This is a genomic window from Cupriavidus agavae (assembly GCF_004217045.1).
GTDB lineage: Bacteria > Pseudomonadota > Gammaproteobacteria > Burkholderiales > Burkholderiaceae > Cupriavidus > Cupriavidus agavae.
In genome coordinates this window covers 1,087,245-1,101,991 of sequence record NZ_SGXM01000001.1, presented here as the reverse complement: position 1 = coordinate 1,101,991, position 14,747 = coordinate 1,087,245, and the positions used below count along the sequence as shown (strand labels likewise).

At 66.9% G+C, this 14,747-nt stretch carries 11 protein-coding genes; 10 read left to right on the top strand and 1 reads right to left on the bottom strand.

Translation table 11 applies throughout. The features are described 5' to 3' along the window. Entirely contained in the window at positions 1-3,516 is a 3,516-nt protein-coding gene (smc, locus tag EV147_RS04980; RefSeq protein ID WP_130389989.1) for a chromosome segregation protein SMC, read from the bottom strand. Between the two features lie 460 nt (positions 3,517-3,976). Here smc and EV147_RS04975 point away from each other — a divergent pair, with 460 nt between their 5' ends. The 10 genes from EV147_RS04975 to EV147_RS04930 all read left to right on the top strand — a co-directional run bounded on the left by EV147_RS04975 (position 3,977) and on the right by EV147_RS04930 (position 14,637). Next, positions 3,977-4,780, top strand: a complete 804-nt coding sequence (locus EV147_RS04975; protein ID WP_198680211.1) for a ferritin-like domain-containing protein — start codon at positions 3,977-3,979, stop codon at positions 4,778-4,780. Between the two features lie 124 nt (positions 4,781-4,904). After that, complete coding sequence (dapC, locus tag EV147_RS04970) at positions 4,905-6,104, top strand: succinyldiaminopimelate transaminase (protein WP_130389987.1); 1,200 nt, start codon at positions 4,905-4,907, stop codon at positions 6,102-6,104. Positions 6,105-6,207: 103 nt separating this feature from the next. Continuing rightward, positions 6,208-7,035, top strand: a complete 828-nt coding sequence (dapD, locus tag EV147_RS04965; protein ID WP_130389986.1) for a 2,3,4,5-tetrahydropyridine-2,6-dicarboxylate N-succinyltransferase — start codon at positions 6,208-6,210, stop codon at positions 7,033-7,035. A 61-nt stretch (positions 7,036-7,096) separates the two neighbouring features. Next, positions 7,097-7,486, top strand: a complete 390-nt coding sequence (locus EV147_RS04960; protein ID WP_130389985.1) for a hypothetical protein — start codon at positions 7,097-7,099, stop codon at positions 7,484-7,486. An 11-nt stretch (positions 7,487-7,497) separates the two neighbouring features. After that, on the top strand, positions 7,498-7,845 hold the full coding sequence (locus tag EV147_RS04955) for an arsenate reductase (protein ID WP_130389984.1): 348 nt from the start codon (positions 7,498-7,500) through the stop codon (positions 7,843-7,845). 39 nt (positions 7,846-7,884) lie between these two features. Beyond that, a complete protein-coding gene (gene dapE, locus EV147_RS04950; RefSeq protein ID WP_130389983.1) occupies positions 7,885-9,036 on the top strand; it encodes a succinyl-diaminopimelate desuccinylase in 1,152 nt (383 codons plus the stop codon). A 62-nt stretch (positions 9,037-9,098) separates the two neighbouring features. After that, entirely contained in the window at positions 9,099-9,992 is an 894-nt protein-coding gene (prmB, locus tag EV147_RS04945) for a 50S ribosomal protein L3 N(5)-glutamine methyltransferase (protein WP_130389982.1), read from the top strand. A gap of 221 nt (positions 9,993-10,213) precedes the next feature. After that, positions 10,214-11,719: a Fic family protein gene (locus tag EV147_RS04940; RefSeq protein ID WP_235844604.1), complete on the top strand. Its 1,506-nt coding sequence runs from the start codon at positions 10,214-10,216 to the stop codon at positions 11,717-11,719. Positions 11,720-11,824: 105 nt separating this feature from the next. Next, positions 11,825-12,325 carry a (2Fe-2S)-binding protein gene (locus tag EV147_RS04935; RefSeq protein ID WP_130389981.1) on the top strand — a complete coding sequence of 167 codons (501 nt, stop codon included), beginning with the start codon at positions 11,825-11,827 and terminating at the stop codon, positions 12,323-12,325. Beyond that, positions 12,322-14,637, top strand: coding sequence for a xanthine dehydrogenase family protein molybdopterin-binding subunit (locus EV147_RS04930; RefSeq protein ID WP_130389980.1), 2,316 nt, complete (start codon positions 12,322-12,324; stop codon positions 14,635-14,637). Before EV147_RS04935 ends, EV147_RS04930 begins: the two co-directional genes overlap by 4 nt. Positions 14,638-14,747: the final 110 nt, after the last annotated feature.

The following is a 14,747-nucleotide window of genomic DNA, read 5'->3' as shown; positions in this document are numbered from 1 at the left end:
TTAAGCGGCCTCCGCCATCGATACGGCTGCATCCATATCCACTGCCACGATCCGCGAGACGCCCTGCTCCTGCATCGTCACGCCGATCAGCTGGTGGGCCATCTCCATCGCAATCTTGTTGTGGGAAATAAACACGAACTGGGTCTTGTCTGACATGCGCGCCACCATGTTGGCGTAGCGCTCGGTATTGGCATCGTCGAGCGGCGCGTCCACCTCGTCCAGCAGGCAGAACGGCGCCGGGTTCAGCTGGAACATCGCAAACACCAGCGCAATCGCGGTCAGCGCCTTCTCGCCGCCGGACAGCAGGTGAATCGTCGAGTTCTTCTTGCCCGGGGGCTGGGCCATCACCTGCACGCCGGCATCGAGGATTTCCTCGCCGGTCATGATCAGGCGCGCCTGTCCGCCGCCGAACAGCGCCGGGAACAGTTCGCCAAAGTGATGGTTGACCTGGTCGAACGTGCCCTGCAGCAGCGCACGGGTTTCCTGGTCGATCTTGTTGATCGCGTCTTCGAGCGTGTTGATCGCGTCCAGCAGGTCGGCCGACTGCGCATCGAGGAAGGTCTTGCGCTCGCGCGCGGCGGCCAGTTCGTCGAGCGCGGCCATGTTGACCGGCCCGAGCCCGTTGATCAGGTTGTTCAGGCGCGTGACCTCGCCCTGCAGGTACGACGGCTTGAGGTCGCCCGTGAGCTTCTCGGCCAGCGCGGCCTCGTCCACCTCGGCCGTGGCCAGTTGCTCGGTGAACTGTTCCTGGTTCAGGCGCGCGGCCTGCTCCTTGAGCTGGCATTCGGTGATGCGGTCGCGCAGCGGTTGCAGGCTGCGCTCGGCGGCCAGGCGTTGTTCATCGAACTGGCGCAGTTGCGCGGACAGCGCGTCCAGCTCGATGCGCGCGGCTGACAGCTTCTGTTCCTTCTCGGCGCGGATTTCCAGCGCTTCCTGCAGCCCCGTGTTGGCGGTCTGCTGGTTGATCGTTTCCAGTTCGGCGCGCGCATTTTCTAAAGATTCTGCGATGCGCTCGCTCTGGTCGCCGGCCATCTGGATATTGCGGCGCAACTCGTCGATGCGGCCAGCCAGGTTGCGCTCGGCGAACACGGCTTCCTGGGCGGCGCGTTCGAGATCGCGCAGTTGCTGGCGGGCGGCGGTCAGCTTGGCGTCGAGCGCGTCGAAGGCCATCTGCTGGTCTTCGTGCGACGCCTGGAGTTCGGCCAGTTGGGTGTCGTGCTGCTCGAAGCTCGCTTCGGACTCGGCGCGGATTGCGCGCTGCTCGTCGATCTGGGCATCGATCTCGGTCAGTTCCTCGCGGATCTGGTTGCTGCGGGCCGAGAAGCGCTCCATGGCCTGCGACAGCTTGAGCACGTCCATCTGCAGCGCATGCACGCGGCGCGTGGCCTGCTCGGCACGGGCGCGGGCCTCGATCAACTGCGTGCTGGCGTGCGTGTAGGCGGTTTCGGCGCGGACCGACTGGGACTTTGCCTCGTCGGACAGCAGCATCTGCGCGCGCGACTGCTTCTGCAGGTTCTCGATCTCCTGCTCGCGGGCCAGCATGCCGGCCTGCTCGGAGTCGGCGGCGTAGATCTGGATGGCGTTGCGGCCCACCAGATGGCCCTCTGCCACCACGAACTGCGCGCCTTCGGGCAGCGTGTTGCGGGCGGCCAGTGCCTGCGACATGTCGCTGGCGGTGAACACATCGGCCAGCCAGTCCTGCATCACGGCGCGGATGCCGGGCTCGGTGATCTGCACCAGCGACATCAGCGGGCGCAGCCCGGCCGGTGCCTCCACCGGACGCGCGGCGGCCGGCGGCGTGTAGAACGCGAGCTTGGCTGGCGGCACGTCGCCCAGGAAACCCTTGACCCAGTCGAGGTTCGACACCTCCAGCGCGGCCAGCTTCTCGCGCAGCACCGATTCGAGCGCGTTTTCCCAGCCCGGCTCGATATGGACCTTCTTCCACAGACGTGGCAATTCGGCCAATCCATGGCGTTCCAGCCACGGTTGCACCTTGCCGTCGGTCTGCACGCTCTCCTGCAACTGGCGCAGCGCGGCCAGGCGGGCGTCGAGCGAAGCGATGGCGGCCGCTTCGCCCTGCACACGTTCCTGCGCGGCGCGGCGCTCGGCGTCGAGGCGCGGCACCGATTCCTCGGCATCGCCCAGCACGGCCTGCGCCTCTTCGAGCGTGGCCTCCTGCTCGGCGAGGTCCATGCGCAGTTCTTCGAGCCGTACCTCGTCGGGGCGGTCGAGTCCCTTTTCCTCGCCCTGCAGCCGCTCGCGGCGCTGTTCCAGTTGCTGCAGCATCTGGTTGGCGTTGCGCTGGTGGGCGGCTTCGAGCTTCAGCGCCTGCTCGGCCTGCATGATGCCGCTGCGCTGGTCGTTGAGGGTCTGCTGGGCGTCGCGCCACTGCGCTTCGAGCGTCGGCAGTTCGTCGCTCTTCTGCGCCACGGTGTCCTGCGACTCGATGGTACGGGCCTCGGCCAGCGCCAGGTCTTCCTCGGCCTGGGCGATGTCCTCGCCAGCCTGGTCGGCCTTGCCTTGCCACTGGTCACGCTGGGTGCTCAGCGCGGCGATCTGCGCCTGCAGCCGGTTGCGCGACTCCACCACGTAGCGGATCTCCGCTTCCAGCTTGCTGACTTCGGCATTGGCCTCGTACAGTGCGCCCTGCGCCACATGCATGCCGTCGGACGCCGCGTAGTGCGCCGCGCGCATCGTTTCGAGCTCGGCTTCCACGTGGCGCAACTGCGCGGTCTGGGCTTCGAGGTCGATCTGCGCCTGGTCGATGGCACGGGCGTGGCGCTCCTGCTCGGCCTGGGCTTCGCGCTTGCGCAGCAGCCACAGCAGGTGCTGCTTCTCCTCGCCTTCGGACTGCAACTGCTTGAAACGCTGGGCGACTTCGGCCTGGCCTTCGAGCTTTTCGAGGTTGGAACCGAGTTCGCGCAGGATGTCTTCCACGCGGGTCAGGTTCTCGCGCGTATCGCCGAGGCGGTTCTCGGTCTCGCGGCGGCGCTCCTTGTACTTGGACACCCCCGCGGCTTCCTCCAGGAAGATCCGCATGTCATCGGGCTTGGCCTCGATGATCCGCGAAATCATGCCCTGCCCGATGATCGCGTAGGCGCGCGGACCCAGGCCGGTGCCCAGGAAGATGTCCTGGATGTCCTTGCGGCGCACCGGCTGGTTGTTGATGTAATAGGACGAGGTGCCGTCGCGGGTCAGCACGCGCTTGACCGCCACCTCGGCGTACTGGCTCCACTGGCCGGCGGCGCGGCCCTCGGCGTTGTCGAACACCAGTTCCACGCTGGCCCGGCCCGCCTGCTTGCGCGCCGTGGAGCCGTTGAAGATCACGTCCTGCATGGATTCGCCACGCAGCTCCGACGCACGTGATTCGCCAAGCACCCAGCGCACCGCGTCGATGATGTTGGATTTACCGCAGCCGTTGGGACCGACGATGCCCACCAGTTGGCCGGGCACTTGGAAATTGGTGGGATCGACGAAGGACTTGAAGCCCGCCAGTTTGATCGAGGACAGTCGCACGGTTGTCGTGTGGTTTGGGCAAGACGGAAATTGGAATGCCGGGCCAACGCGGGAGACACAGCCAGACGTGACGTCTTCGCCGCAAACCACCCCCGGTGCCCGCTAGATTGGCGCTAATCATACCATCGCCAAACCCCCGACCCACCGCTTTATCGACCGTTGCGCACACCCCAACCGTCCCTGGTCGTGGTGGAAAAACCCCTTGCGGCTCCGGGACTTACCCGCCGGGTTGCAAGCTGTTTCGAGGCGCGGCGCGGGATTCGCGAAAATGTCACAGTCAGATTGGCAACTGAAACTTCCTAGGGTTAGTGCTAGTCTCCCGAAATGCCCGCGTGATCCCGGATGCCTTCGGGCAAGCGCACTTCCCGCCGCCTGTTCCGCCGCTGTCCTACCGCCCTCGCCGCACCAGCCTGGAGGTTCGAGCATGTCCGACTCGCAACCGGCGCCCGCGCCGGCTGAAATGCCATGGTCGCTGGCCGATATCGACTACGCGTCGATCGACATCGCCAGCGTCCGCGACAACCGCACGCTGTTCTACCTGCTGACGGCCGCTTCGTTCATCGAAAGCGGCTCCGACACCTACGCCAGCAACCTCGCCACCTACTACGATGATGTTCCCGACGCCGCCAAGTGGCTTTCCAATCACTGGGAATCGGAGGAACTGCAGCACGGGCTGGCGCTGCGCCGCTACGTGGCGCACGTCTGGCCCGAATTCGACTGGCAGCGCGGCTATGACCGCTTCTTCGCCGAGTACCGCCTCACGTGCTCGCTCGACAACTTCGAGCGGTCGCAGGCACTGGAAATGGCGGCCCGATGCGTGGTGGAGACCGGCACCGCCACGTACTACCGGGCGCTGGAGCAGGCCACCGACGAGCCGGTGCTGCGCGACCTGACGCGCCGCATCGCCAACGACGAGGTGCGCCACTACAAGCACTTCTTCCGCTATTTCAATACCCTGAGCGGGCAGGAACGGCTGGGCCGGGGCAAGGTCTTCATCGCGCTGGCCCGCCGGCTGCTGGAAATCAAGAACGAGGATGCCGAGATCGCGCTGCGCAACGTGCTGCGGATCGAGCAGGACCGCGAGGACATTCCGGACCGCGAGGTGCGCGCGCTGAATTCGCGCTGCAGCGCCGTGGTGCGGCGGCATCTGCCACTGGAAATGACCGTGCGGATGCTGCTGCGGCCGCTGCACCTGCACGCCCGGCTCGAAGACTTCGTGCGCCGCCCGATCGTGGCCATGGTGTCGCGCGTGATGCTGTATTGAGGCAGCGGCGGCGCCGGAGCGCCATGCAGCGCACACCTCACGCACCCGCAGCGCAGGCGGACGGCATTCCCCGGGCGGCATTCCTCTATAATGCTGCGTTTCCACCGCCCCACTGCCTGCCACCGTGAATCCGCGCCTCGACCTGCTCCAGACCTATCCATTCGAGAAACTGCGCGTGCTGGTGGCCGATGTGAAACCCGCCGACAAGCCGGCGATCAGTTTCGGCATTGGCGAGCCCCGGCATCCGACCCCGCAGTTCATCAAGGACGCGATGACGGCCTCGCTGTCGGGCCTGGCGGTCTACCCGGCCACGGCCGGCACCGAGGCGCTGCGCCAGACCATCGCCAGTTGGCTGGAGCGCCGTTACGGGCTGCCCCGGGTAGACGCCGCCACCGAGGTGCTGCCGGTCAGCGGATCGCGCGAGGCGCTGTTCGCCTTCGCCCAGACCGTGATCGACGCCAGCCGGCCTGATCCGCTGGTGGTGTGCCCCAACCCGTTCTACCAGATCTATGAAGGCGCGGCCCTGCTGGCCGGCGCCCGCCCGGTGTTCGCCAACAGCGACCCGGCACGCAATTTCGCGCCCGATTTTGCCCAGATTGGCGACGACGAGTGGCCGAAGGTGCAATTGCTCTACGTCTGCTCGCCGGGCAATCCCACGGGCGCGGTGCTGTCGCTGGACGACTGGAAGCATCTGTTCGCGCTGTCCGACCGTTACGGCTTCGTGATCGCCTCGGACGAGTGCTACTCCGAGATCTATTTCGACGAGGCCAACCCGCCGCTGGGCGCGCTGGAGGCGGCCCGCAAGCTGGGACGCGGCTTCGAGCGGCTGGTGATGTTCTCAAGCCTGTCCAAGCGCTCGAACGTGCCGGGCCTGCGCTCGGGCTTCGTGGCCGGCGACGCCGCCATCCTCAGGAAATTCCTGCTGTACCGTACCTACCACGGCGCGGCGCTGAACCCGGCCGTGCAGGCCGCCAGCGTGGCCGCGTGGGACGACGAGGCGCACGTGCGCGAGAATCGCGCCGCCTACGTGCAGAAGTTCGCCGAAGTCACGCCGCTGCTCGCCGAGGTCATGGACGTGGCGCTGCCGGACGCGGCGTTCTACCTCTGGGCCGATGTCTCGCGCACCGGCCTGACCGATACCGAATTCGCCGTGCGGCTGCTGGCCGAACAGAACGTGGCCGTGCTGCCGGGCAGCTACCTGGCACGCGATGCGCACGGCGCGAACCCGGGCCGGAACCGGGTGCGCATGGCACTGGTGGCCACGCCCGACGAATGTGTCGAGGGCGCGCGCCGGATCGTCGCATTCTGCAAGTCGCTGGCCTGAGCCGGCGCCAACGTTTACCGCTTCACCGATCGAACGCCCCGGCGCCGGGGCCCAGCTTCCGGCGCCGCCTCCCTTTCGCAAATCTCACCGAGAAAGAACCATCATGACGCAAGCTCTGCAAGCCCTGATCGACCAGGCCTGGGAAGACCGCACCAGCCTGAGCCCCAAGTCCGCCCCGACCGACATCCGCGAAGGCGTGGCCAACGTGATCTCGCAGCTCGACGCCGGCACGCTGCGCGTGGCCGAGAAGCAAGGCAGCGAGTGGATCGTCAACCAGTGGGTCAAGAAGGCCGTGCTGCTGTCGTTCCGCCTCGAAGACAACGCGCCGATGAGCGCCGGCGGCTTCGCCCAGTTCTACGACAAGGTGCCGACCAAGTTCGCCAACTGGTCGCAGGAAGACTTCGCCCGCGCCGGGTTCCGCGTGGTGCCGCCGGCCGTGGCGCGCCGTGGCTCGTTCATCGCAAAGAATGCCGTGCTGATGCCGTCGTACGTGAACATCGGCGCCTATGTGGATGAAGGCACGATGGTCGACACCTGGGCCACCGTGGGTTCGTGCGCCCAGATCGGCAAGAACGTCCACCTGTCGGGCGGCGTGGGCATTGGCGGCGTGCTGGAGCCGCTGCAGGCCAACCCGGTCATCATCGAGGACAACTGCTTCATCGGCGCGCGTTCGGAAGTGGTGGAAGGCGTGATCGTCGAGGAAAACTCGGTGATCTCGATGGGTGTGTACCTGGGCCAGTCGACCAAGATCTATGACCGCGAAACCGGCGAGATCCACTATGGCCGCGTGCCGGCCGGTTCGGTCGTGGTGGCCGGCAACCTGCCGTCCAAGGATGGCAAGTACAGCCTGTACTGCGCCGTGATCGTCAAGAAGGTGGACGCGCAGACCCGCGCCAAGACCAGCCTGAACGACCTGCTGCGCGGCGACTGATCGCCTTCCAGCCCGTTGTACGAGCCGCCGGCCCTGGCCGGCGGCGCCGCCAGCCCCGCCGATGCCATCCCTCCGCAAGCGACTCATGGCCCTCGACCCCGCCACCGTCAGCACCGTGCTCTCCCTGCTCCCCACCATTCTCGAACAGGCCAACAAGACCATCGACCGGTTCAAGAAGGGCAAGCGCAAGGACGGCGCCCCGGCTGAATCCGCCGAGGGGGCCGAGCCGCGCGACCCCGCCGCCCGCATCGCCGAGCTGGAAGCCGCGGCCATGCAGCAGGCCGAAGCCGTCAAGATGCTGGCCGAGCAGCACGCCATCACGATCGAGGCGCTGCGCCGCGAGGCCGCTCGGCTGGACCGCCGCCTGCGCCTGATGACCGGCGTGGCCATGGCCGGCGTGGCGCTGGGCCTGGGCTCGCTCGTCATCGCCCTCAACCTGCTGTTCCGTTGATCCCCGACATCATGACCGTCCTGCTCTACGGCATTCCGAACTGCGACACCGTCAAGAAGGCCCGCACGTGGCTGGATGCGAACGGCGTCGCGTTCACGTTCCACGATTTCAAGAAGCAAGGCGTTGACGAAAAGATGCTGCGCGCCTGGCTCAGGCACGTGCCGCTGGCCACGCTGCTGAACAAGAAAGGCACCACGTACCGTGCGCTGTCCGACGCCGACAAGGCGCGCGCCGAGAGCGAAGCCGGCGCCATCGCCTTGATGCAGGCCAGCCCGTCGCTGATCAAGCGCCCCGTGCTGGACCGCGACGGCCAGGTCAGCGTGGGGTTTTCCGCTGACAACTACGCCTCGCTGTTTTAAAGAATCTACGATTTCCGCAACGCCCTGCCTGCCCTGCCCATGAATCCGACCCTTGCCCTGACCGAAGACCTGATGCGCCGCCGCTCGGTCACCCCCGCCGACGAAGGCTGCCAGGCCGTGCTCGAAGCGCGCCTGAAGGCGCTTGGCTTCACCTGCGAGAACCTCGTCAGCGGCCCGGACTCGTTCCGCGTGACCAACCTCTGGGCGGTGAAGCGCGGCACGCAAGGCACGGCGGGCAAGCTGCTGGCCTTCGCCGGCCACACCGACGTGGTGCCCACCGGCCCGGTCGAGCAATGGTCGTCGGACCCGTTCGAGCCCACCCACCGCGACGGCAAGCTCTACGGCCGGGGCGCGGCCGACATGAAGACGTCGATCGCCGGCTTTGTCGTGGCCTGCGAGGAATTCGTCGCCAGGCATCCCGATCACGCGGGCTCGATCGCGTTCCTGATCACCAGCGACGAGGAAGGCCCGGCGCACGACGGCACGGTCAAGGTGGTGGAGGCGCTGAAGGCCCGTGGCGAACGCCTGGACTACTGCGTGATCGGCGAGCCGACCTCGGTCGACACGCTCGGCGACATGGTCAAGAACGGCCGCCGGGGCTCGCTGTCGGGCAAGCTGACCGTCAAGGGCGTGCAGGGCCATATCGCCTACCCGCACCTGGCACGCAACCCGATCCACCAGGCCGCGCCGGCACTGACCGCGCTGGTAGCCGAGACGTGGGACCAGGGCAACGAGTATTTCCCGCCCACCACGTGGCAGATGTCGAACATCCATGCCGGCACGGGCGCCACGAACGTGATTCCGGGCCATGTGACGATCGATTTCAACTTCCGTTTCTCGACGGCCAGCACGCCGGAAGGGCTGAAGTCGCGCGTGCATGCCATTCTCGACCAGCACGGCCTGGAGTACACGCTCGACTGGACACTGGGCGGCGAGCCGTTCCTGACGCCGCGCGGCGACCTGTCCGACGCGCTGTCGGCGGCGATCGCGGCCGAGATGGGTGTGACCACCGAACTGTCGACCACGGGCGGCACCTCGGATGGCCGCTTCATCGCCAAGATCTGCCCGCAGGTCATCGAGTTCGGGCCGCCCAACGCCAGCATCCACAAGATCGACGAGCACGTGGAAGTGCGCTTCATCGAGCCGCTCAAGAACGTCTACCGCGGCGTGCTGGAACGTCTCATCGCCTGAGCGCCTGAGCGCCCGGCCCCGCTTGCCCGCTACGCCTCACCCCTGACAATACGCTGACATCCATGGCAACCACCTCTCCCCTGCAAACCGTGCGCGACCTGCTGCGCCTGGCCGTTTCGCGCTTCACGGCCGCGCGGTTGTCGTTCGGCCACGGCAGCGCCAATGCCTACGATGAAGCAGCCTACCTGGTGCTGCACACGCTGAACCTGCCGCTGGACACGCTCGACCCGTTCCTCGACGCCCGCCTGCTGCCCGAGGAAGTGGACGCCGTGCTCAAGGTCATCGAGCGCCGCGTCACCGAGCGCGTGCCCGCTGCCTACATCACGCACGAGGCGTTCATGCACGGCCTGCGCTTCTACGTGGATTCGCGCGTGATCGTGCCGCGCAGCTTCGTGGGCGAACTGCTGCACGACGGCCTGGAGCCGTGGATCGGCGACATCGGGCAGATTGGTCCGGTGCTGGAACTGTGCACCGGCTCGGGCTGCCTGCCGATCATCGCCGCCCACGTCTGGCCCAACGCCCGCATCGACGCGGTGGACATCTCGCCCGACGCGCTGGCCGTGGCCCGCCGCAACGTGGCCGACTACAAGATGGAAGACCGCATCGCGCTGTTCGAGGGCGACCTGTACGGCCCGCTGCCGTCCGGCGCCACCTACGACGTGATCCTGACCAACCCGCCGTACGTCAACGAACAGTCGATGCGCGAACTGCCGGCCGAGTACCAGGCCGAGCCCCGCATCGCGCTGGCTGGTGGCGACGACGGCATGGACATCGTCCGCCGCATCGTGGCCGGCGCAAAGAAACGCCTGAACCCGGGCGGCGTACTGGTGGTGGAGATCGGCAACGAACGCCGCTACGTCGAGGCCGCCTTCCCTGACCTCGACATCGTCTGGCTCTCGGTCAGCGCGGGGGACGACCAGGTGTTCCTGGTGACTTACGAGGCACTGCCGGAGTAAGCGCACGGGGCGGGCTGGCGCCCGCCTAAAATTTTGTGTGGCGAATGGGCCTGCGATATAAAAAAGGTTCGCGTGGCGCAAATTTGGTCGGCAGAATGCAAGGCAAGTGAGCTTTCGGAAGCACTCCCTTAAAAAAAGTATGCCTTGAGGGCTCAAAATATAAAAAAAGTTCGATTGGTGAAAAAAAGGTTGCGCCCCTTAAATCACATTCGATAGTTGCCATGCATAACATGCGTCTGGTTGGATACGCCTGGATTCGGAACACGCTGAAACTAGAGGCATTTCCCGTGCAGCCGGAAGCACGTGCCGGTGCCACGACGCGCATTCTCGCCACGGGCGACGCCCTGCTGTTCCCTCGCAAGGTTGCCCCGCCGGACGACGGCGACTTGCTGGATCATCTGCTGTTCGCCCTCAAGCATGAAGGTGTCAACCTCGCCATTCTTGCGTTGGCGTTGCCGCAGGTCACGCAGGCCGACATCCAGCAGTCTGTCGACGCTCAGCCATCCAGCCGGTACGGGCGCCTGGCAGCGTGGCTCTGGGAACATTTCACTGGCGCGGAACTGACGCCACGCCTGCCGGAGAAGGTGCCCTACGTCAGCCTGTTCGATCCGGCCCGCTACTACACGGCTGAACCGGGCCAACTGCACCCGCGCTGGCGCGTGCGTTTCAACGGCCTCGGCTCGCTGGACCAATGCGTGACCGTGAGAAGAACCGACGCAATCCAGGCAGTGCTGGACATGGACGTATTCGGCCGCATGGACGCGTTCATTGCCACCGTCGGCAAGGACATCCTGGACCGGGCGCTGAGCTGGGCCTATCTCAGCGAGACCGAAAGCTCGTTCGAGATCGAACGCGAACGGCCCACGCAGGACAAGTCCGAGCGCTTTGTCCGCCTGCTGGAGCGCGCCCATGATGGTCGTCCGCTCGACGAAAGCTATCTGACCGAGCTTCAGAACGACATCATCACGAACCCGTACGACCGGGCCGTGCAGTACCGGATCCAGCAGAACTGGCTGCGGCGCGGCGGGCGGGGCGCGGCCTCGGTGACCTACGTGCCACCGGCGCCGGACGACGTACCGGCCCTGATGGCTGGGCTGGAAGCCTTCGCCAACCAGCCGCCGCGCAGCCTCGACCCGCTGATCGTGGCCAGCATCGTGTCGTTCTGGTTCGTCTTCATCCATCCGTTCATGGACGGCAACGGCCGCCTGTCGCGCTTCCTGATCCATCATGCGCTGTGCCGCTCGGGCAAGATGGCGCGGGGTTTCCTGCTTCCGGTATCGGTAGCGATCAAGCGGCACGAGGCTGACTATCTCGCCGCGCTGGAGAGCTTCTCCAGGCCGGCTCGCGCTCTGTGGCGTGTCTGGGCCGTCAGTGATGTCGATTTCGACTGCAAGTCCACAGCCGGCAGCACGCCCTACCGCTACTGGGATGCCACCGAGTGCGTCGCATTTGGCGTCAGGATGGTCCGGGAGGCGCTGGAGCACGATCTCCAGGCGGAAACCGAGTTTCTCCTCGGTTATGACGAGGTAGTCAGCCGGGTCGAAGCGGAGTTCGACATTCGCAACAACGACCTGGCCACGCTTGTTTCGAGCTGTTTCCGCGAGAAAGGCCGGGTGTCGAATCGCTGGCGCAAGCAGATGGCGCAGCGGGTTCAGCCCGAAGCGTTCGACGCCATCGAGGCGGCCGTTGCCGAAGTTTTCTTCCCGGAAGGACTGCCGGCCGCCTGACGGCGCCCCCTTCAGCCGGAATTCGCGTCATGGGGCATAATCCGCACCCGTAGGTATCCCCGCGATGCCTGCACCCCACAAAAACGCCCCTCGCCCCAAGGCGCCATGACGACCACACTCAAAATCAATGGCCAAGTCCATCAGGTGGACCTGTCGCCCGACACGCCCCTTCTCTGGACCCTGCGCGACAACCTCGGCTTCACCGGCACCAAGTTCGGCTGCGGCATGGCGCTGTGCGGCGCCTGCACGGTCCACGTTGACGGGCAGCCCACTCGCTCGTGCGTGACGCCGATCTCGGCAGTGGGTGGCAAGCCGGTGAACACGATCGAATCGATGGCGTCCGACCGCGTCGGCAAGGCCGTGCAGGATGCGTGGGTCGAGCTGGGCGTGGCGCAATGCGGCTACTGCCAGGCTGGCCAGATCATGGCAGCCACGGCGCTGCTCAAGGCCACGCCGAAGCCGACCGAACAGCAGGTGATTGCCGCGATGAGCGGCAATATCTGCCGCTGCGGCACGTATCAGCGCATCAACGCCGCCATCCTGCAGGCGTCGGCCACGCTGGCCGGCACCCGCAAGCCGGCGGCCAGGTCGGGAGCCCAGGCATGACGCGCACCGATCTCGCTCCGCTGGAACAACCCACGCGCCGCCGCTTCCTGCAGGCGGGCGCCGCGCTGGCGCTGTCGGTGCAACTGGGTGGCCTGGTCTCGAAGGCCGAGGCTGCTGCGCCGGGCAAGTTTGGCGCCGATTCGATGCCCGGTGGCGTGGTGGACAATCCGCTCGTGTTCGTCTCGATCGGCCAGGACGGCATCGTCACGATCGTCGCGCACCGCGCCGAGATGGGTACCGGGGTCCGGACCAGCCTGCCGATGGTGGTGGCCGACGAGATGGAAGCCGACTGGAGCCGCGTGCGGATCGTCCAGGCCGACGCCAACGAGACGCGCTACGGCAGCCAGAACGTCGATGGCTCGCGCAGCATGCGGCATTTCATGATGCCGATGCGCCGGGTGGGCGCTTCGGCGCGCCAGATGCTCGAAGCCGCGGCCGCCGCGCAATGGTCGGTCCCGGTGGCCGAAGTGCGCGCGCAGAACCATGAGGTCGTGCACACGCCCACGGGCCGCAAGCTCGGCTATGGCGAACTGGCGGGCGCCGCGATGCGCCAGCCGGTGCCGGCGGCGGAGCAACTGCGGCTCAAGCAGCCCGAGGCGTTCCGCTACATCGGCAAGGGCCGCATCATGCCGACGGACAGCCGCGACATCGCCGAGGGCAAAGCCACCTACGGCATCGACGTGCGCCTGCCGGGCATGGTCTACGCCGTGATCGCCCGCCCGCCGGTGTTTGGCGGCAAGCTGCGCCGCGTGGACAGCGCAGACACCCTCAAGGTGCCCGGCGTGTTGCGCGTGGTGGAGCTCAAAGGCTTCGACGGCCCGCCGCTGTTCAACCCCGTGGGCGGCGTGGCCGTGGTGGCCAGCAACACCTGGGCGGCGATGCAGGGCCGCGCGGCGCTGAAGCTCGAATGGGACGATGGCGCGAACGGCGCCTACGATTCGGCCACCTTCCGCACCACGCTGGAAACCGCCGCGCGCCGTCCGGGCACGGCCATGCGCAACGACGGCGACGCCCTGGGCGCGCTGGCCGCCGCGCCGGCCGGACAGAAGCTCTCCGCCGAATACTACGTGCCGCACCTGGCCCACGCCTCGATGGAGACGCCCGTCGCCACGGCCCGCTTCGTCGATGGCAAGTGCGAGATCTGGGCGCCGTCGCAGGCGCCGCAGGGCGCGCTGGAGGCCGTGGCCAAGCATGTCGGCCTGGCCCCGAAGGACGTCACGGTACACCTGACGCTGCTGGGCGGCGGCTTTGGCCGCAAGTCCATGGCGGATTTCATCTGCGAGGCCGCGCTGGTCTCGAAGGCCATCGGCGGCACGCCGGTCAAGCTGCAGTGGACACGCGACGACGATATCCACCACGACTACTTCCACACGGTCTCGGTCGAGCATATGGAAGCGGCACTCGGCGCGGGCGGCAAACCCAGCGCGTGGCTGCACCGTACGGCGGCGCCCACCATCAAGTCGACGTTCGCCGTGGGCGCAATGGGCCAGGCCGATTTCGAAGCTGGCATGACCGCGATCAACGTGCCGTTCGGGATTCCGGGCATTCGGCTGGAGTCGGCCGATGTGCCGGCGCACACGCGCATCGGCTGGTTCCGCTCGGTCTCGAACATTCCCCACGCGTTCGCGGTACAGAGCTTCGTGGCCGAACTGGCGCACAAGGCGGGGCGCGATCCGAAGGACTACCTGCTGGAACTGATCGGGCCGGCGCGCCGGATCGATCCGACCACGCTGTCGGACAAGTGGAACTACACCGAATCGCCCGACGTGTACCCGCTCGACACCGGCCGCATGCGCGCCGTGATCGAGGAAGCCGCGCGCCGGGCACGCTGGGGCCGCAAGCTGCCCAAGGGCCACGGGCTCGGCATTGCCGTGGCGTACAGCTTCGTGACCTATGTGGCGACCGTGGTCGAGGTGGCAGTCGATGCCAAGGGCCAGGTGACGATTCCGCGCGTGGACATGGCCATCGACTGCGGCCCGCAGGTCAATCCGGAGCGTATCCGCTCGCAGGTGGAAGGCGGCTGCGTGATGGGCCTGAGCCTGGCGATGCTGGGCGAGATCACGTTCCAGGACGGCCGCGTGCAGCAGAGCAACTTCCACGACTTCGAGGTGCTGCGCTCGCATATGGCACCGCGGGCCATCCATACCTGGATGGTGGGCGGCAGCTTTGACGTGCCGCCCGGCGGCGTGGGCGAGCCGCCGGTGCCCCCGGTGGCGCCGGCGCTGTGCAATGCGATCTTCGCCGCCACCGGCAAGCGCATCCGCTCGCTGCCGATCCGCGACCAGTTGGCCGGCAAGGCGAAGACCGTCTGACATAGCCGTTTCGCCAGAATCAGTCGTCCAATGAAAAGCGCGCCGTGAGCGATCACGGCGCGCTTTTTTACTGCCTGCTTCCTACGCGCGAGGCCGGAACCCCGCGCGAA